The 19,732-nt window shown below is 47.2% G+C and carries 18 protein-coding genes; 13 read left to right on the top strand and 5 right to left on the bottom strand.

Going from position 1 to position 19,732, the window contains the following annotated elements; genetic code table 11:
• Positions 1 to 43: 43 nt before the first annotated feature.
• On the bottom strand, positions 44 to 1,804 hold the full coding sequence (locus tag QUE62_RS05705; RefSeq protein ID WP_286261032.1) for an amidohydrolase: 1,761 nt from the start codon (positions 1,802 to 1,804) through the stop codon (positions 44 to 46).
• 114 nt (positions 1,805 to 1,918) lie between these two features.
• Between QUE62_RS05705 and QUE62_RS05700 the strand changes: the two genes are divergently transcribed.
• From QUE62_RS05700 to QUE62_RS05685, 4 genes are all read left to right on the top strand, one after another.
• On the top strand, positions 1,919 to 2,734 hold the full coding sequence (locus QUE62_RS05700; protein WP_286261031.1) for a hypothetical protein: 816 nt from the start codon (positions 1,919 to 1,921) through the stop codon (positions 2,732 to 2,734).
• 11 nt (positions 2,735 to 2,745) lie between these two features.
• Positions 2,746 to 3,591 (top strand): hypothetical protein, encoded by an 846-nt coding sequence (locus QUE62_RS05695; protein ID WP_286261030.1) that lies wholly within the window; start codon positions 2,746 to 2,748, stop codon positions 3,589 to 3,591.
• 44 nt (positions 3,592 to 3,635) lie between these two features.
• Complete coding sequence (locus QUE62_RS05690) at positions 3,636 to 4,934, top strand: lipase family protein (RefSeq protein ID WP_286261029.1); 1,299 nt, start codon at positions 3,636 to 3,638, stop codon at positions 4,932 to 4,934.
• A 156-nt stretch (positions 4,935 to 5,090) separates the two neighbouring features.
• Complete coding sequence (locus tag QUE62_RS05685) at positions 5,091 to 6,164, top strand: patatin-like phospholipase family protein (protein WP_286261027.1); 1,074 nt, start codon at positions 5,091 to 5,093, stop codon at positions 6,162 to 6,164.
• Positions 6,165 to 6,182: 18 nt separating this feature from the next.
• Here QUE62_RS05685 and QUE62_RS05680 read toward each other — a convergent pair whose 3' ends face one another.
• Genes QUE62_RS05680 through QUE62_RS05670 form a run of 3 tightly spaced genes read right to left on the bottom strand, consistent with a single transcriptional unit; the run spans position 6,183 to position 8,936 of the window.
• The gene (locus QUE62_RS05680; protein ID WP_286226329.1) at positions 6,183 to 6,680 is read right to left on the bottom strand and encodes a hypothetical protein; all 498 of its coding nucleotides are present in this window, start codon (positions 6,678 to 6,680) and stop codon (positions 6,183 to 6,185) included.
• Positions 6,681 to 6,696: 16 nt separating this feature from the next.
• A complete protein-coding gene (locus QUE62_RS05675) occupies positions 6,697 to 7,635 on the bottom strand; it encodes a hypothetical protein (RefSeq protein ID WP_286261025.1) in 939 nt (312 codons plus the stop codon).
• Positions 7,632 to 8,936, bottom strand: coding sequence for a glycosyltransferase family 2 protein (locus QUE62_RS05670; RefSeq protein WP_286261024.1), 1,305 nt, complete (start codon positions 8,934 to 8,936; stop codon positions 7,632 to 7,634). The genes QUE62_RS05675 and QUE62_RS05670 overlap by 4 nt, the downstream gene beginning before the upstream one ends.
• A gap of 147 nt (positions 8,937 to 9,083) precedes the next feature.
• Here QUE62_RS05670 and QUE62_RS05665 point away from each other — a divergent pair, with 147 nt between their 5' ends.
• The 9 genes from QUE62_RS05665 to QUE62_RS05625 all read left to right on the top strand — a co-directional run bounded on the left by QUE62_RS05665 (position 9,084) and on the right by QUE62_RS05625 (position 18,998).
• Positions 9,084 to 10,268, top strand: coding sequence for an HD domain-containing phosphohydrolase (locus QUE62_RS05665; RefSeq protein ID WP_286261023.1), 1,185 nt, complete (start codon positions 9,084 to 9,086; stop codon positions 10,266 to 10,268).
• Between the two features lie 173 nt (positions 10,269 to 10,441).
• Positions 10,442 to 11,107: a GGDEF domain-containing protein gene (locus tag QUE62_RS05660; RefSeq protein ID WP_286261022.1), complete on the top strand. Its 666-nt coding sequence runs from the start codon at positions 10,442 to 10,444 to the stop codon at positions 11,105 to 11,107.
• Between the two features lie 110 nt (positions 11,108 to 11,217).
• Positions 11,218 to 12,924 (top strand): amidohydrolase, encoded by a 1,707-nt coding sequence (locus QUE62_RS05655; protein ID WP_286261021.1) that lies wholly within the window; start codon positions 11,218 to 11,220, stop codon positions 12,922 to 12,924.
• Positions 12,925 to 12,943: 19 nt separating this feature from the next.
• Positions 12,944 to 13,189, top strand: coding sequence for an EF-hand domain-containing protein (locus QUE62_RS05650; RefSeq protein ID WP_286224923.1), 246 nt, complete (start codon positions 12,944 to 12,946; stop codon positions 13,187 to 13,189).
• A gap of 119 nt (positions 13,190 to 13,308) precedes the next feature.
• Positions 13,309 to 14,694 (top strand): APC family permease, encoded by a 1,386-nt coding sequence (locus QUE62_RS05645; protein WP_286261020.1) that lies wholly within the window; start codon positions 13,309 to 13,311, stop codon positions 14,692 to 14,694.
• A gap of 110 nt (positions 14,695 to 14,804) precedes the next feature.
• Positions 14,805 to 16,319, top strand: coding sequence for a cryptochrome/deoxyribodipyrimidine photo-lyase family protein (locus tag QUE62_RS05640; protein WP_286261019.1), 1,515 nt, complete (start codon positions 14,805 to 14,807; stop codon positions 16,317 to 16,319).
• A 100-nt stretch (positions 16,320 to 16,419) separates the two neighbouring features.
• Positions 16,420 to 16,761, top strand: coding sequence for a hypothetical protein (locus QUE62_RS05635; RefSeq protein WP_286261018.1), 342 nt, complete (start codon positions 16,420 to 16,422; stop codon positions 16,759 to 16,761).
• A gap of 11 nt (positions 16,762 to 16,772) precedes the next feature.
• A complete protein-coding gene (locus QUE62_RS05630; protein ID WP_286261017.1) occupies positions 16,773 to 18,011 on the top strand; it encodes a DASH family cryptochrome in 1,239 nt (412 codons plus the stop codon).
• On the top strand, positions 18,012 to 18,998 hold the full coding sequence (locus tag QUE62_RS05625; RefSeq protein ID WP_286261016.1) for an NAD(P)/FAD-dependent oxidoreductase: 987 nt from the start codon (positions 18,012 to 18,014) through the stop codon (positions 18,996 to 18,998). It begins immediately after the preceding gene.
• Here the strand turns inward: QUE62_RS05625 and QUE62_RS05620 are convergent, their stop codons facing one another.
• Positions 18,999 to 19,694, bottom strand: a complete 696-nt coding sequence (locus QUE62_RS05620) for an SDR family NAD(P)-dependent oxidoreductase (protein ID WP_286261015.1) — start codon at positions 19,692 to 19,694, stop codon at positions 18,999 to 19,001.
• Positions 19,695 to 19,732: the final 38 nt, after the last annotated feature.

Raw genomic sequence — 19,732 nt, 5'->3', positions numbered from 1 at the left:
ATATCAAAATAAATATTAATGGTGACAGCGGGTCAAAGCTTTTTTACCCATACATCTTCTTGCCAGCCACCCAGGTTTGTGAGGCTTTAATGGCACCGACTTTATCTGGGCTAGTGGTGAATGGGTCACCATCTAGGAGTGTGAGGTCAGCATCTTTGCCTACCTCTAGTGTGCCTAAGGAATCACCTAAACCAATTTGCCGTGCCGCATGCATGCTGATCGCACGCATCGCATGCTGGATATCGACTCGTTGATCAGCGCCGATCACAGAGTTATCGACAATACAACGGCGCATCAGCTGAATCTCCACATGTCGCATAGGATTAAGTGGCATACCAGCCGCTGGATTATCAGAATGCACCGTGTAATTGAGTTTTGCCTTAGCAGCTGCACCAAAGGGCACCATAAAATTAGCTCTGGGATTACCAAAAATCTGATCGCGGTAGGCATTGCCGTACAAATAAATGAAGTCGGTCATAAAACTGGGTTCATAACCGAGGCGCTTCATCCGATCGATCTGATCTTGCCTTGCCATTGTGGCGTGCTCAACGCGGATGAGGCCAGTAGATGGGTTAGCGCCGTATACGGCTTCTAATGCATTGAGGTATTGCTCAATGGCCGCATCACCTTGACAGTGTGCAAGCATGGTCCAACCAGCTGCTTTGGCATTCTTGCAGATCTCGACCATTTGCTCGGATTTATATCCTCCCGTCCCACGCCGATTGGTATTGAGATAAGGCTTGCTTTGCCATGCGGTCTCAGCTTGATTCGATCCATCGGACCAGACTTTCATGCCATAGAGCGAGAACCGACTATTCGGAATCATGCGGGCTTTGTGAGAGGGGCCTAAGCTCGCAAACGCCTTGCTATGTTCAACATCGACGCTGCTAAAGCTAGCACTTAGGCGAATCGGTAAGACATTAGATAGTTTGGCAAGACCCTCAATCCACTCCGGCTTCACAGTACCTGGCTCATGCAAGGCTGTAAAGCCGGCCGCTGCAGCCTTATTGGCATATGCGATTACTGCCTTTTCTAAAACCTCAGGGGTTGGTTTGGCAATCGCATGATCTAAAACTTTCATAAGGGCAGGTTGGTTATAAATCATGCCATTGAGCTTGCCATTGGCGCCGCGACCAAAAAATCCACCGCCTGGCAGGGGGCCGATATTTTCTGTTACCCCAGCTTTGGAAAAAGCTAAGCTATTGGCTGCACCTACGTGCCCGTTGACGTAGATGATGTAGATGGGATGGGTTTTAGAGATAGCATCCAGTTCTGTGAGAGACCAATCGCCACCTTGGAGCAAGTTATCGTAGAAGCCAAACACCAGCCATTGACCAGCGGGTGTATTGGCTACTCTCGATTTGATCATGGCAGCGACATCGGCCTTGGTCTTGTATTGGGCAAAGCCGGCATTGATGAGGAGTAGATCAAAGAGACTACTAAGAACCGTGTGATTATGCGGATCAATTAATCCCGGCACTAGGGTGCGGCCCTGAAGATCGACAACCGTAGTGGATGCACTTGCAGTGCGCATCACATCGGCAACAGATCCTAAACTCCTGATTTTGCCGCCACTAATGGCCAGCGCCTCAACCCGTTTGTTATCACCAGCGATTGGATAAATGGGACCATTACGAAAAATGACCTCAATGGGTTGATTACTTTGAGCTACTGAGGACGCAGCATAAGTTGCAGCGCTTGAGGCGAGTAGGGCGCTGGAGTACTTTAAGAATTGGCGTCGGTCACCTGAAATGCCTGAGGTGAGATGTTCGGAGATGACTGTGGAAATACACCATTGGCACATACATATAACCTTTACTAATAGAGTGTGTTCGATAAAACTTGAAAAAAATTTTTGACTATTTTTTTGTCTAATATAATTTACAAATTTAATCCATCATTAAAAAACATGATCTTTATGAAATCAACCTCTTTCAATCTTTTTCGTCACCCCTTACATGCAATGTTGGCAACCATCTGCCTCCTGGGGTTCGGTACAGCATCCGCCAATACCGACAATCCGATTCCTGCCGTTGCTGATCAATGGCGCTTTGAGGTAACCCCTTATCTATGGGCGCCAGGAATCAAAGGCACGATGGGTTTTGATAATGGTCTAGCCCGATCAGCAGACTTCAGCTCAAGTAATGTTCTAAGTAATCTAAAGTCTGGCGGCATGATTGCTGCCGAAGCGCATTATGGCAGGTGGGGAATCATGGGTGATTTGGTATCTGCGACGCTTCAAAACTCGGGATCAGTTCCTGTGATGACCCCAGAGGGCGCTGCTAGGGTGGCAGACAAAATTACTCTGCAGCAAACCATTTTGACCGGTGCAGCAACATATACCTTTGCCAACACCAAAAATGCCTACGTGGATGGATTGTTGGGTGTTCGCGCCATTGATGTGACTGCAACCTTAAATGGTATCCTAGACGGAACTTCATTTCAGAGGACCATCTCAAAATCTACGTCGACTGTGGACCCGATCATTGGTGCCAAAGGGCGCTATCGCATCGCTGACTCGAGCTGGTATGTCCCGTTCTATGGTGATATCGGTAGCGGCGGAGGCACGACGAATATTACCTGGCAAGCGATGGTGGGGGTGGGTAAGTCATTTGGCAAATTGATTGATGCCTCATTAACTTATCGCGCCTTGTACTACGACATGAAAGCCGGTGGTGTATTGCAAAAGACCACCATGCAGGGTCCTCAAATTGCTGTCACGTTTAAATTCTGATTCATTGTTTTATGAAGCCCATAAAAATTATTAGCGCCACGTTTCTGGCTATCGGCTTAACCGGCACGGCAATTGCCCAGCAAGCTGCACCGAGTGCCCCTGCTGCTCCAAGCGGAGGGATTGATAAGGTTGAGATTGCTAAAAAACTAGCCAATCCAATTGCCAATATGATTTCTGTGCCATTTCAGTATGAGTACAGTCGGGGAGTGGGCGCGAACCAAGCGGGCTCTGAGCAAACTTTACTATTTCAGCCGGTCATGCCTTTTGATCTAGGCGGAGGCGATACGTTTATTGTGCGACCCATCGTCGCTGGTGTACGTGAGGTGAGTGTGCAAGGTCCCACGGGGTCACCATTTTCTGGATACGGTATCGCCAGCGTGACCGTGGAATCCTTTTATGCACCAAACACAAACTCTTCATGGATTTGGGGCGTTGGTCCTTACCTAGTCTCGCCATCGGGTAATAGCGGTAAGTTTGGCTCTCAGCAAACGGGTGCGGGTGTTACTGGGGTAGTGCTGAATCGCAAGGGTCCATGGACCTACGGCTTACTTGGCTACCAATCTTGGGAGGTGGGTGGCAATCCTGCCTTTGGTACTCAAAATAACCTCTATGGGCAACCCTTTGTAGCCTACACCACCAAAGACGCGTGGACCTTCACAACCAATATGGAAGCACTTTATAACTACGACACCCGTCGTACCTCCAATCCGCTCTATGCTGGGGTCTCGAAGGTAACTGTGATTGGAGGTCTACCGTTCTCGTTTAGTGCTGGCCCCATGTATTACGTCAGCAATACCCCAGGTGGCCCATCCGGTTGGGGTGCTAGAGCAACGGTGACCCTGATTGTTTTGAAGTAATTCTTCTCATTTACACCTAGCGCAATTATTTCTTAGGGTTTTGTATGAATAAACTATTTTCAGTTCTGGCAGTCAGTGCCTTATTGAGTATTTCTGTATCCGTGGCGCACGCTAATCCACCGATGCTACCGTTTTATGCCGATGTCATCAAAATGAAACCCGAAGGTAAGTTGGGTCAGGTCATCAAACAAGAAAAGATTGAGACTTCGGTTAAGGGTGCACAGGCCTGGAAGATTGCTTATATTTCATCGGACGTGGGTGGACGTACTACTATCTCCACCGGTTTGGTGGTAGCTCCGGTCGCTGCTGCTCCCAAAGAAGGTCGTCCCGTATTAGCCTGGGCGCATGGTACGACTGGTACTGCGCAAAATTGTGGGCCCTCACAGGTAATCAACCCCGCAGCCCCGCTGAATCAGTATTTTTTGGTTGGCGGTAATTCATGGACAGACTATGGCATTCCCAACCTTGAAGAATTTATTAAAGAGGGTTATGTGGTTGTAGCGACTGATTATCAGGGTCTTGGCGGAGGTGGTAAACATCAATACGCAGTGGCTGGCACTAATGGTCGTGATTTAATTAACTCAGCGCGCGCCGCCATTTCCATGAAAGATACAGGCGCAAGTAAGCGCACTATTTTCTACGGCTGGTCTCAAGGTGGAGGCGCTACGATTGCAGCCGCAAGCTTGGGGAATTATTTAAGCCAGAAGGGTAGTGTTGCTGATGATTTGCAAGTGCTTGGTTTTGTTGCGATGGCACCCGAGGATGCTGGGGTGATGATCCAAAATGCAAACAAAGATCAAGCAACCGCTGATAAAGCTTTAAACGGACTAATTAAGCTCTTCTCTGACAATGTATTCAATTTCTCGCATTTTGCGATGACGATGTGGGGTACCCAAGCGGCATACCCCAATCTCAAGCTGACCGACTTATTTACTGATCAGGGTGCAAAAGTAATTGATCAAGTGCTGTTGAATAAGTGCATGCATGTGGTTGCGGATACGTTTAATTACGCCTACGGCGCCGATTTCAAATCGCTTCTTCGAGATAAGCCCATTAATTCGATCGCATGGGTAAAAGCCTTGATCGACGGTAGCGTTCCCCCGGTAAAGCCGGTTGCACCGGTTGTCATTTATTGGGGAACAAAAGATACCGCGGTGCCACCGATCATGCATGAGCTTTATCAGAAACAAATGTGTGCCATGGGTGCCAATATCGAGCGGATTCAATTACCAGGACAACAAACCCATTTCTCAACTCCCGGAGTATCTGCTCCTATGTATTTGCAATGGGTGAAGGACCGGGTCGCAGGCAAGTCTTTGGGAAATGGCTGTCCCAAAAGTTAACTAATCGCGAGGATTGCAACCAAACCCTCATCAATAATGATGGGGGTTTTCTTTTTGATTTCTGCGCCTGTGGTTTTTATAGGGTGCGGTCTCTTGGGTTGCTATCATTCTATTGACTAATTCAATTCTTAAACTCACCGTTCAATTAACCACACTATGCAACGTCGAACCTTCCTAAAAATTTCTTCCCTAGCGACCCCTGCACTTGCGAGTCCTTCCTATTTATCTACTGCTCATGCACAGGGCTTAGCAAAAAGAGCTGAACAGATCTCAGAGAAGATCTTTGGTAACGATGGTTTGTCAATTCCAATTGCTACGACACCTAAGGTTTCACTACTTGCCAAAGGCTTGGATCGTACGATGGTATTGGGTGGCGGTGGGGAGTATTACATTGCCTGGTATTGCGGATTCTTTCACGGCTTAATGGAAGCTGGCCTTGATATGGCAGGTCTGCCGCAGATGGTGGTGGGAACCTCGGCTGGTTCCTACATGGGCTCATCGCTGTTGTCAGGGCACTTCAAACGCTTACGCTCTGAAATGGATTTCTTTGGTGAATTTCCGAAGATTTTTGCCAAACTTGCGCCAACGACTAACCCCAACGCAAGTCAGCTCAGAGCGATGGAAATCAATATGAGTGCAACCGATGGCAGCATTGAAACAAGGCAAGTCATTGGACGAGCTGCACTGGCAGCCGATAACCGTTTGAATGGTTCGCGTGTAGAGGCACTAGCTGCGTTACTGACGGGCGATAGTAAAACAGATTGGCCAACACCCAAAATGTTCACATCATCGATTGATTGCTATACCGGTGAACGGCTAATTGTTGGTCAAGCTAGTGCTCGAAAGAATAAGATTGCATTGGCTCATGCCGTGGCAGCGAGTAGCTCGCTCCCCGGAATCGTGGGACCCACCTTACTCGGCCAGCGTTACGGTATGGATGGTGGAATGTGCTCCAATCCAGCCCATGTTGATGTAGTGGCCGGATCAAAACGTGCTCTAGTGATTACTCTTACCGATGGTGTAACAGGCCCCATTCTGACAAAGATTCCGCATCCGATGGCACAAAACATCAAAGATATTGAGAGTGTTGGCACCATAGTGAAATGGATTGTGGCGGGAGCGCCAGATGGGATAAACCTAACGGACCCTCGTCAAATTCAACCCGCTCTGCGAGCTGGCTATGAGCGGTCCAAGAGAGAGGCTGCTCAAATTAAGGCCTTTTGGGCCTGAGGTAATCAAAAAATGTACCTAAGAATTGCTTGAGGGGCGAAGGGATTTTGCAGAGTCAGATGCCAAGTTAGCCAGCTTGACTGCTTCAGCTGCCGCTTCAGCTGCACGCTTTGTTGCCGATGCTGCCTCAGCCGATGCCTGAAGCGATGAAGCCTCTGCTTGATGGGCAACTGCTGCAGCCGCCGCTGCTGCTGCCGAGGATGCTGCAGCGGCTGCTTGAATAGCCGCCTCCGCTGAGAACTTGGCAGCCTCGGCCGCCGCTTCAGCCGCAGCAATGACCGATTGACTGGCTGCCTCTCTAGCGGCATTGGCACAGCGCTCGGTCGCGCCTTTGGCATGTTCGGCTGCTAAGCAAGCTTTCTTGGCAGCTTCAGCAGCACTGCTGGTTAGTTCTTTCAGAGAGGCAAGTGCTTTGGTATAGCGCTCATTAACGATCATGTAGCCTTTGCGCAGGTTAATGATCTCAGTCTCATGTGCCACTAATTTGGCATAGATTTTTTCAATATCGTCGTTCATTATTTCGCTACCATTCCTAAAAAGGGAATATCAGTTCAGCCATAAAGTAGCGGTAAAAATAATTGGGGCCCAAAAAGCCCGCTGATTTACCATATCCTGCTTTTGTTCGTAAGAATACATCATTCGCATTGACAGGGCTCGTGAGCGCTAACTCATAGAGTTGTGTAGTTGTACTGGGGCCTTGATCAATGCTTTGCTGCCCTACACCAGCAGTGCCATTGATCATCCAGCCTTGGACACGCTGACGCATCCCCAGGGCCACCATGGATTCGTTATAACTATCTGGGTTGAAGTAGTTGTTCGCGACATTGGTATTGGTATCGCGATACTGGCGGTAGCGCAACTGGGCCGTAATGCCATAATCGGGAATCAGATCGTAAATGATTCTGGCACGCAGGGTGGGGCGGGTATTGGTGTCTGAGAAGTAGAGATTGCCCCCGAACAATACAATGCTTAGCCGCTCCATGACTTGCTGTTCAATGCTAATTCCGCCCATGGTGTAGTAAATACCATTAATCAGAGAGTTTTGGGTTTCTACTCGATCCCGAAACACCATAATCTCTGCGCGCGTAGTGTCAGTCAGCATGGTGGAGTAATTACTGTCAGTCGTCAGCAATTTATAGCCGCCCTCCAAGTTGTAGCCAAGATTAAGGTTATAACCGAGGCCGTTGCGTGGATTAATTTTCTTGGTTACTAACGTATATTGCTCAGCGGTGGAGTTCCAATTACTTTGACTAAAGTAATTGTGTTGGTATTGCAGTCCAGTGTAGTTATCGGCATTCTGATATAGAGGATAGATGCTAGCTTTGTACTTATGAGTTAAAAAGCCCTCACTATCGGACGATACATACACTTCTGGAATTGATATGGCATGTTTTGGCTTGAGAGTTGCATCTTGAGCGCCAACCTGCGTTGTTAGGAGCAATAGGATGAATCCGCCAAGCAGTCTGATCATTTGGTGCCCCAGTGCTTACGAAGATTAAAAATCTCGCTGACATATCCCCAAACACAGGCCGGTTGCAACACCATGCCATAGGCCAAAACATAGAAAATGAAACCAAGATAGTTTTTTCGGATATGAAGATTTTCTTGAACAAACATGGCTTTACTACGGTTATACATCACAATATTGAGTAGAAATGCCATCGGAATTAGGGCAATGGTCATTGGGCCCACGATCCAGTAAATACCGAAGCCAGCAAGGATTAGTCCGGGAATAAAGCCAAAGGTGTAGGCCACATCAATGATTGGGAAGAGGGTGTTCCACCAAATGTAAAGGGTGCTTTTTTGAGCCTTAAAAAGAATGGGCCAATTTTCTTTAAAGGACTCAATCAAACCTCGCGACCAGCGTCGACGTTGATTTACAAATTTCATTAACGTATTTGGGCAGGTTGTGAATGCGCAGGCATTCTCAGCGTGACCTACTCGATAGCCCGCTAGCAGTATTTTCCAGGTCAGCACAATATCTTCACCCACCTTATTTGGCCAGCCCCCAAGGGTCTCAACAGTCTTGCGGTCATAGAGTGAAAAAGCGCCCTGTGCGACTAAGGTTCCCTGAAATAGTGACTGAACCCGCTTTATCGAAGCGATCCCTAAAAAGTAATCCCATTCCTGTGCTTTAGTAATCCAGTTCTCCCGTGAATTCCGAATCAAGATTTCGCCAGCAACTGCGCGAGTGTTGCTAGGATCCGACAAGTAGCGTCCCACGAGGTGACGCAATGCATCTTTTAATAAGTAGGAGTCTGCATCAATTGTGATCACAATATCTGTCGTGCATTCCTTTAGCCCACGATTGAGCGCATTGGCTTTCCCCCCATTTTTTTGTAAATCAATCAACTGGAGCTGGGGATGATCGGGCATAAACCGACTCACGATAGTAGCCGTATCATCTCGGGAGCCATCATTAATCACAATGACATGGACCGCATTGGGATAGTCCTCTTGAAAAATACTATTCAGTGTCGTTGCAATGTCAGAAGCCTCGTTATAGACTGCAATCAAAATCGTAATGGGAGGGTAGTGCTGTTCCTGTAAGATAGGTGGGCGCTTATCAAACAGCAAGGAGCTAACCACAAACGCATTCATGTAGCCCGGAATAATGGCAATAAATGAGATAAAGAAAATAGCGAGTGGCCAGCCAATAACCTGAGAAAGATCTTGGTACCACGGTAGTGATAACCAAATCGAGATTACCATCCAGGCAAGTGCCGCCATGAGGCAGATCACGTATTTGGCTTTGATTGTTTGATAAGCCATGAATTCAGGTTAACACGCTGCTCTGGATCATTATACAAGAGCCTGACTTAATTACGCATGTATGGCGATTTTGATTGACTTATCCATCGAAATTAGTAGTTTCCAGCGTATCATTGAACTTTAATCCAATGAATAGGTAGTCAAGCGTTGGAAAGTCTTAATGATCTGCAGAAGCAAAACTGGGCGCTACTTGCGTACGCGAAGGCATCCTCTGCTTTAGTTCGCTCGAACAACCGGGATGAGCTCATCGAAGGTGTTTGTAACGCAATCGTTAATCAATCACCTTATATACTGGCTTGGGTTGGTCTGGCTATGCATGACGATCTAAAAACCGTTCAGGTAATCGGTACGCATGGCGCAGCAGCAGATTACGCCAAGGGAATTGATGTGAAATGGTCGCCTGACACATCAGCAGGACAGGGACCCACCGGTCTTTGTATTCAAACCAGTTTGCCTGTTTTGATTGCGGATTCTGAGAATGACCCTCGCTTTTTACCTTGGCGAGAGCGCTCTAAACTATATGGCATTCGCTCAGTGATTGCTGTTCCAATTAAAAACCATGAACCCCAAGCAATTGGTGCGCTTACGGTCTATGCCAATCTGCCAAATGCGTTTAGTGAGATTGAGGTTCAATTATTTGCGAGTTTGGCTAAAGAGATTGGCTTTGGACTCGCGGCTATTGAAAAGCAACGCCTGCTTGATGAAGAAATCACCAAGCGCGAACAATTAAATACTCAATTAGTTGATTCCTTAAATGCAACCATTGAGGCAATCTCAAAAACAATGGAATGGCGAGACCCCTATACAGCAGGACATCAAAAAAAGGTCGCCTTACTATCCCAAGCAATTGCAAGAAAATTGGGTTGGGGGGAAAAGAGAATAAAAGGACTATATCTTGCTGCACTAGTTCATGATATCGGGAAGATTGCTACGCCTGCCGAAATTTTAACAAAGCCCTCAATGCTCACTGAGATAGAGATGACTTTAATCAAAGAGCATCCAAAGACCGGATACAACATACTCAAAGATATTCCATTTACATGGCCGATTGCACAAGCGGTTTATCAGCACCATGAGCGCCTTGACGGAAGTGGCTACCCTAATAAATTATCTGGAGACTCAATTATCCCGGAGGCGAAAATATTAGCTGTTGCTGACACGATTGAGGCGATATCCTCTCATCGACCATATCGTCCTGGTTTAGGATTGGAAAAAGCAATCCTTCAAGTTAAGGCTGAGGCGGGTAAAACTTTAGATCCGGCTATCTGTGAGGCGGCATGCCAACTGCTTGAACAAGATGAATTTCAAAAAATAATGGCATCAACCGAATGACACATAACATCGTCGTAAGTTTGTATGTCATATCTTTATTGTTTCAGATAATAGCGGTTTATTTTTCTTTTCAGCTTTTTCGCAAAGCAACCATTTACCGAATCCCCTGTTTATTTTTAATATTGGGATTTTTGATGATGGCGTTAACACGAATACATCCTTTGGTGTCGCCTTTGGAAGGTAAGATTTTTAATGAGATTGATGCGATAAAGGCAGTAGTAATTTCAGGGCTCATTATGATCGGCATGTATTACATGATTCGGATCTATACATCACTGGAAGATCAAGGTCATATTTTCGAGCTCGATGCCAAAACAGATGCTATGACAGGTGCCTTAAGACGCCAAGAAACCTTTCATCGCTTGGAGCAAGAGATCAGTCGTAGTTTTCGTAATCACCAGCCATTAGCGCTCGTCATGATTGATATTGATCACTTCAAGTTTGTGAATGATCGCTATGGGCATTTGGTAGGAGATGTTGTGCTAAAAAATTTAGTCGCTTTCTATCAAGAGGGATTGCGTGATATTGATATCTTAGGCCGGGTTGGCGGTGAGGAGTTTTTGGTAATCCTGCCAGCTACCAATGAAGCTGATGCTCTTGAAATTACTGAGCGTCTTCGCAAAGCATTACAGGATCATGTTGTAGCACGCGTCAATCATGAGCCCATTAAGATTACGACTAGTAGTGGAATTTCAATTTTCAATCCTGAACAAGAGCTGGATTTAATCCACAAGGACTTAGCAAATAAATATTTTCAGCAAGCTGATTTAGCAATGTATCAGGCTAAGCAGAGAGGGCGAAACCAAAGCGTAGTTTGGTCGGACTCTGAAAGCGCTTAGTTTTATAGCAAATAAGTGATATTACTACTTTAAATAATCTTACATTGTGATAAAAATATCGCTAATTTCACCGTGAAATTATTTCAGAAAAATCATACTAGGAAGAATCAATGACCTTATTTCGAAAAATACTCACCATTGCTCTAATAAGCTTTGCCTCTTTATCCTTTGCGAAAGGCAATGCTGACACCATTTTTTATGGCGGCCCGATTGTGACCGTCAATCAGAAAAATGAAGAAGTTCAAGCCTTGGCCGTTCAGGGTGGCAAGATCGTGGCGGTGGGCAACAAAGATGCGGTCATGAAAGATTGGCAATCCAAAACGACGCAGTTGGTGGATCTCAAAGGCCAAACCTTAATGCCCGGATTTGTGGAGCCTCATGTGCACATCATTGTGACCTCGGTCTTTGAGGGCTTGGGACTAAATCTCAGTAATTTCAACTTACCATATGACACCAAAGAGACCTTAATCGCCAAAATGAAGGCGCATCTGAAAAATGTGCCCAAGGGTGGTTGGCTATTTGGTTTTGGTGTCGATCCATCGCGAACTTCTCCATTCATGGCCGAGCTCACCGCAGATGATCTCGACAAGGTCTCCAAAGATGTACCCATCTTTATCGTCAATCAATCAGGTCATATTGGCTACGTAAACCGCAAGGCCTTTGAACTTGCTGGCATTACTGATAAAACCCCAAACCCGAAGGGTGGCGGTATCTTTGTGAAAGATGCGAATGGCAAATTGACCGGTAAGTTGGTCGAACCACCATCGTACTTGCCATTCATGGCCAAAATGCCTAACCCTTCGGAGGCCGAGTTGACAGCGGCAATCTTGGCAACGATGCGCAAGATAGCTTCGGTTGGCGTGACCACCGCCTCGGAGATGAGCGTGGGCGGTAATTTTGGGGTTGATCAAGAAATCGCCATTTATAAAGGTCTTTTTGCCAAGAATCTGTCACCGATTCGAGTCCGGGGTTATTTGTTTAGTGAGGCAATGCCACCTGGATACAAAACCATTAAGCCGAATGATGGTGATGATCGTTTGCGCTTTATCGGTATCAAATACATCTCGGATGGCTCAACCCAAGGTTTAACCGCCGCGCTGCGCGAGCCCTATACCTATCCGAAGGGAAGTTCTTGGAGTGGGGCACTGAACTTTAAGGATGACGAAATCTACCAATCGATGAAGTCTTACTTTGATCAAGGTTGGCAAATCTCAACCCATTCCAATGGTGATAAAGCAATCGATCAAACGCTCAAAAGCTATACCAAACTGCTCTCTGGTAATTCTAAGCCACAAGATCGACGCTTACGCATCGAGCACTTTACGGTGAACCATCCTGAACAGGTCAAGCAAACCGTGAAACTTGGGGTTATTCCAAGCTTCACCATTGGTCATGTGGATTATTGGGGTTCGGCTTTTTATAACCAGCTTATTGGTGCAGATCGAGCCAAACGTATTGACCCGGCCGGTGAGATCAAGCGGGCTGGCGGCAAGTTCACCTTGCATAGTGATACCCCAGTCTCCAATGTGGGACCACTGAACTACATTACTGAATCGGTTACCCGTATGTGGCAATTACCACCGAGTAAAGCATTGGGTCCTGATCAAGCTATTTCAGTTGATGATGCAATTCGAGCAATCACCATTGACGCTGCCTACCAGATCTTTGCTGATCAATTAGTTGGTAGCCTAGAAGTTGGTAAGCAAGCCGATTTGGTAATTCTGGAAAAGAACCCACGCAAAACCAAGCCTGAAGAGATTCGTAATATTAAGGTCATGTCGACCTGGATCGATGGCAAGCAGGTCAGTTTGAAGTAATTACTGAAGGATCGAGTTCATGAAGAAAGCCGCATTCTCTTTAATCATGCTTGCAGCCATTGGTACGGCATACGCTCAAGAATCAAGAACTGATCGTGAGATTGATGAGCGCTTTGCAGCTGCTGATAAAAATAAGGATGGCAAGTTGACCTTAGAGGAAGCAAAAGCCGGCATGCCAAGAGTGGCAGCTAACTTCCAACGTATTGATACCCAGAAGAAGGGCTATGTAACCGCCGCAGAAATTAAGGCAATGGCTGATCGTTAATTTTTTGGGTGAGTAGCCAACATCTTTTTTGATTCTTCAGTGCAATTAGCCAGCTAACGGAGGCACCCTGGTGGGCAGCTCTACAATATCGGCTTTCCATCAAGCCTTGAAAGTTGAGCATGTCTGTACCCGATGAACTATCTAAAAATACCCTAGGTAGTTCTGAATCCATCATTATGGGTATTGCAGGAACTGCCCCCGCATTTAGTGTGGCGGTAACCACTGCAGCGATTGTTTCTTCGGTAGGGGAGCTTTCGGTTGGTAGCGTGCTATTTTGCGGGCTCATTATGTTTGGCATTGTCTTAGCCTTCATGAACCTAAGCAAAATTACTGCTAATGCGGGTGCTGCTTATGCATGGGTGGGCCACGTATTTGGACCCAATTGGGGATTTTTTACTGGTTGGGGTCTTTTGGTGGCTTCGGTATGCTTTATGGTGTCGGCAACGATTCCAGCCGCTAGCTCCACACTGTTATTAATTGCGCCAAGCTATGTTGAGAATACCCATGCCATTGCAGCTGTTGCAGCGATTTGGCTGACACTAATTACACTTCTGGTGGCTAGGGGAATCAAGCACTCCAGCTATGTACAAATTAGCTTCACAATCATTGAGGCAACTATTTTGATTGCCATTATTGTTGGCGCATTTATTCAATACTGGGATGCCCCGGTGCGCATACCAACGTTGCAGTGGATTTCGCCATTGTCATTCTCTCCAGGACTATTCGCGACAGGTGCTTTAATCGCAATTTTCTTCTTCTGGGGATGGGATGTCACGATGAACCTAAGTGAGGAGAGTAAATCGAGTCAGGGTCATGCATCTGGTGCGGCAAGTACCGGTGCCTTTTGGTCTGTGATCAACATGATTCTCTTTTTCTCGATCATGATGGTAGTGGTCTTGATTGTATTGACGGATGATGAGATTTCAAGTGCCAATACTAATGTCTTATTCGCAGTTGCAAGCAAGCTATTTCCGGAACCATGGAACTATCTTGCTGTCTTTTGTACGATTTTGAGTACAGTTGGAACAATCGAAACCCAAATTCTGCAATTTAGTCGGAGTTTATTCTCGATGTCGCGGGATGGCATGATGCATCCGTCCTATTCAAAAATTCATCCAGAGTGGCAAACGCCATGGATTGCAACCCTGGCAATCTGGGTTTTAGGACTTTTGCTGTTATTTACTTCATCGTATATGCCGACCGTGAAATCGATTCTCTCAAGCTCCATCATGGCGATTGGATTTCAAATTTGTTTCTATATGAGTCTTGCGGGTTTTGCATGTGCTTGGTACTACCGCTCTCAATTATCCAATGGGCCAAGTCATGCAATTGGCTATGTCATTTGGCCATTTCTATCAGCATTATTCATGGTCTTTATTGCGATCTACAGTGCCCAAACTTTTGATTTTCTGACTAATCTCATTGGCTTAGGTGGTCTTGCTCTTGGTTTTATTCCTCTGTATCTCAATCGAATCCGCAATCGTCAACGCAGTTTATCTAACTAATAATCCATTGAGATAATTGAAGGATCAACCCCAGTATCGATGGTTTGGTAACCAACACAATTTTTACTTCAATGCTATTGTTATCACTCTGTCTACAAGAGTGATTTGTCATGAGTTATCAGCTCGTTTGGTTTAAGCGTGATCTGCGTTGGGAGGATCATGCCGCCTTAGCACATGCTGCAAAGCGCGGACCGATACGCTGTATTTATGTGATTGAGCCGAGCCTCTGGCAGCAGCCCGATATGGCTTTAGGGCATTTTGGGTTTATTGCCGAGTCGCTAAGGGATCTCGATGCAGAACTCCATAAACATGGTGGTGGCTTGGAGGTGTTTACGGGAGAGATGCTTGAGGTTTTGGAGCGCTTGTGGAAATCCCAGCCTTTTGCTGCAATCCATTCGCATGAGGAGACCGGTAATCAATGGACGTATGATCGAGATCGATCCGTGTCGCATTGGTGCGCAGATCATCAGATTGCGTGGCATGAGTATCCGCAGTTTGGAGTGGTGCGACGCCTAAAGAATCGTAATGCCTGGCAGTCGGCTTGGGAGCGTCATATGGCTAGCCCGCCAGAAAAAACTCCAACACTTTCATTCTGGAATCCCGCGATACCATCTTTGTCAGCAATCAATCCCCCATCACATCTTCGGCACGACCCACCACGGCGTCAGCGAGGAGGGCGTAGTCTTGCACTCAAGACCTTAGATGATTTTTTGACCATTCGCAGTCAAGGCTATCGAGGTGGAATCTCATCGCCATTAACGTCCCCGCAAGCATGCTCTCGTATCTCGACCTATCTTACCTATGGTTGTCTGAGTATGCGTGAGGTGGTGAGTCGCACCCGCGCCAGAATCACGGAAGAGGGGATTGCAGCAAGGCAAAAGGCGGGCTTACGAGCGTTTCTGAGTCGACTGTATTGGCACTGCCATTTCATTCAAAAGCTCGAGAGTGAGCCCGAGATTGAGTGGCGCAATATGCACCGCGGCTACGATGGTTTGCGTGAGAATGACTTTCATCACGAGCACTTTGAGGCATTGAAGGCGGCACAAACCGGTTGGCCGATGGTCGATGCTTGTGTAGTGATGCTGCGCGAGACCGGTTGGCTCAACTTTCGGATGCGCGCGATGTTAGTCTCAGTCGCGGCTTACCCGCTATGGCTGCATTGGCGCCCCGTAGGCGAATGGTTGGCTACCCAGTTTTTGGATTACGAACCTGGGATTCATTGGAGTCAACTGCAAATGCAATCCGGCACCACTGGAATCAATACCACGCGGGTCTATAACCCGATTAAGCAAGCGATGGATCATGATCCCACTGGGGAGTTTGTGCGCACTTGGTTACCAGCGATGCGCAAAGTGCCCAATACCTATCTCTATGAGCCCTGGAATATGCCCCAAGCTCTGCAAGAGCAACTTGGCATTCGGGTGGGGGTTGAGATTCCGCTACCGATTGTGGATTTGGCGATTGCTACCAAAGAAGCCAAGTCACGCCTGTATGGGCGCCGCCAGCAGGCTGAAGTCAGAATTGCCAAGCAGGCAGTACTAGAAAAGCACGGCTCTCGCAAAACGATGCATCGGACCAGGGCAAAGACCGCTCCCGCAAAGGCACAACTGGGCTTTGACTTCTAATGATCCGCTCCAAATAGTATGGTTGAAAGTGAGGGCGATGAACCCTCTGCATAAAAAAGTGGATTTTGGTATGCTGGATTCATCTTTTTGAAAGCCATCCATGAAATTGATCCCAATCCTCGCCACTGTCTTGAGTAGCTTGTTGCTTGTCACGTCTAGCCCAAGTCTAGCTACGGTTAGCAGCGACCCGATCGCTAAAAGCTGTATTAATCAGCAGCTACGTAATCATCAAAACGTCAAGAACAGAAGCCTCGAGGCCAGTGACTTTAGTAACTACTGTACCTGTGTCGCGCGGGTTGTGCGCAATTTAGCCAATGATCAACAATTGAGTGAGCTTAATTCATTGACTAATCAAACCAAGCCCGAGTGGCTCAAAGCGATCGAGCGTAACGCTCAAAAACAGTGCATGGTAGATCCCAGCGCTAAGCTACAGTCAACTTAAAGTATTTCATCGTGGGTTGTTCAATCTATTGGTTTAGAGCAGACCTACGTCTTCTTGATAACCCCCAGTTTGTAAACGCCTGCCAGAACTCTCAAAACCTCTTACCGATTTTTATACTCCCCCCGCAAGAGCAAACACCTTGGGGATTTCAACGAATCAGTAAAGGACGCCTTGCATGGCTGCACCAGAACCTTCGTGACTTAAGAAACTCACTAGAAGAGAAGGGCTCTACGCTATTGGTTCTAGAGGGCGCGCCAAACGATGTATTACCAGCACTTTACAAAGAGATTGGTGCTGATGCGCTTTATTGCGAAGTGATCGCCGCTCCTGAAGAAGAGCACGATGTTTTAGAATTGCAAAGAGCAGGACTAAATATACACACCCAATGGCAATCGACGATGCTCGATCCTCAAACCCTGGGTATGGATATTGGTGAGCTACCGGATGTCTTTACTAACTTCCGGCAGTGGGTTGAAAAGCGTCGCCTCAAGTTTGCCAAGCCAGTAACGATCCCTCAAACGATTCCACCACTGCCATCCAGGTTGCCACCCCAGGATCAAATTCAAGAGAGTGCCGTCACGCTCTTTGTGAATGGTGGTGAGTCCCATGCTCTAAGGCATCTCGAACAATATTGCGAGCGACGCTTACCTGATACCTATAAAGAGACCCGTAATGCCTTAAGTCAATTTGATTCATCGAGTAAGTTCTCGCCTTGGTTGGTGGTCGGATCGATCTCTGCGCGCACGATTGCTGGGCGGATTCATCAATATGAAGAACAATACGGGGCTAATGATGGCACTTATTGGCTTTGGTTTGAGCTGCTCTGGCGTGATTACTTTCGCTTTCTGATGCTTAAATACGGTAAACGCTTGTTTAGGCCTATGGGATTGAGTCAACGTGCACCCAACACCTTTGACCCCGAATGCTTTCATCAGTGGTCTACCGGTACTACCGGTGTTGATCTCATCGATGCGGGTATGCGGGAGCTGGCTGAGACGGGTTTTCTATCGAATCGCATGCGCCAAATTGTGGCGAGTCACTGGATCTATGCCATGAGCGGTAATTGGCAGGCGGGGGCAGCCTGGTTTGAGTCCTGCTTGATTGACTATGATGTCTATAGCAATCAAGGCAACTGGTTGTATATCGCGGGTCATGGTACCGACCCAAGGGGTGGTCGAGCGTTTAATGTCGCCAAACAGATTGCGCAATATGATGCAGATGGTTCTTATCGAAAACGCTGGTTGAGTTAAATGACTACTATTAAAAAACGGGTTGCCATCATCGGTGCGGGGATTGCTGGTCTATCCTGTGCCCAAGAATTGCAAGCTCATGGCTTTGCTGTGACCCTCTTTGACAAGAGCAAAGGGGTAGGCGGTCGTATGAGCCATCGCTACTTTGGTGATTGGGAAGCCGATCATGGTGCTCAGTACTTCACGGCGCGCGATCCTCTATTCCAGAGAGAAGTTGCTCAGTGGGTGCAAGCTGAGGTTGCCAAACCATGGTCAGGTCGGATTGTGAGCTTCAATCATGGCAATGCCATCGATAAACCCTCGGATGCGACGCGCTATGTCGGTATTCCGGCGATGACCTCGCCAGCCAAACACTTAGCACAGAATTTGAATGTGCTGACCCAACATACGGTAGTGGATCTGCATCGGATTAATGATCTCTGGAAAATTACCACCAAAGAGCATGGCCAACTCGCTGGGGCATTTGAGTATCTCGTACTAGCGATTCCGTCGGTGCAGGCTGAACGCCTAATTGGTCAATACTCAGCATCCTTAAAAGCGATTTGCCAGGAAGTGGTGATGCTGCCCTGTTGGACTCTCTTGGCCTTTTTAAAAGAACCACTTAATCTTTCTTTTGATGGTGCTTTTGTGGAGGACAGTTTGTTTTCCTGGTTGGCGCGTGATAACTCCAAGCCCGATCGTCCCATATATGAGGCCTGGGTTGCACAAGCGAGTCATGCTTGGTCATCAGAGCATGTAGATCGCACTCAGTTTGAGATCGAGCCCATTTTGATTAAAGCATTTCAGGAGCTGACTGGGGTGGAGCCCGATTTGCACCAAAGCCATTTATGGCGCTATGCCAAACTTGAGGAAGCCAATAAACGAGAGTTTGCCCTTGATCCATCGATTGCAGTGGGCCTGTGTGGGGATTGGTTAAAGAACTCCACCGTGGAAGGAGCTTGGTTGAGTGGCTATCGCCTGGCGGAGCAACTAAAGCAGATTCTCTAATTACCAGGGAATCACTTCGCCACTGTAGGACACAAAGCTTCCAGAGTTCTCGGCACTCACTTTTAATAGAACGGTTAGGATTTCATTGGCGGCTTGTTGAGGGTCGCGACCAATTTCTTCACCCCGAAACGGTTTGGATAAATTGGAGTTCACGGTACCTGGATGGATTGCAATCAAGGCAACCTTGGGCATGGTGCGTTTGAGCTCAATCGCTGCAGTCTTAATTAACATATTGAGAGCTGCTTTCGAGGATCGGTAGCTATACCAACCTCCTAAACGGTTATCGCTGATGCTGCCCACCTTAGCTGATAGGGTGGCATAAATAGCACCCGCTGGATTTAAGAGCTTCGTGAACTGGCTGATGGTCAGCGCTGGCCCAATTGCGTTTACCAAAAACTGCTCTTGGAGTTGTGCGGCTCGTAGATCTGCCAAGCGCTTTTCGGGAGAGATGTTCTGATTATGCAAAACCCCAATGGTGTTAATGATCAGATCAAAGGGCGCATGAACTACTAATTGCTCTGCTGCCAAAGTAATCGAGTTCGGGTGAGCGTAATCGATGGATGGCTCAGATCCACGATGGATCCCGACCACCTCGGCGCAGTTAGAGTGCATTTGGAGGGCTGATACCAAGGCAGAGCCAATGGTTCCGGAGGAGCCAATCACAAGAGCCCGAAATGGTTTTTGGAGCAAGGACATGCGGCGACTGTACCTGATTTTGTAAATTCGTGTTTAAT

Source organism: Polynucleobacter sp. HIN9 (assembly GCF_030297635.1).
Lineage (GTDB): Bacteria > Pseudomonadota > Gammaproteobacteria > Burkholderiales > Burkholderiaceae > Polynucleobacter.
This window is presented reverse-complemented; position numbering and strand designations above follow the sequence as displayed.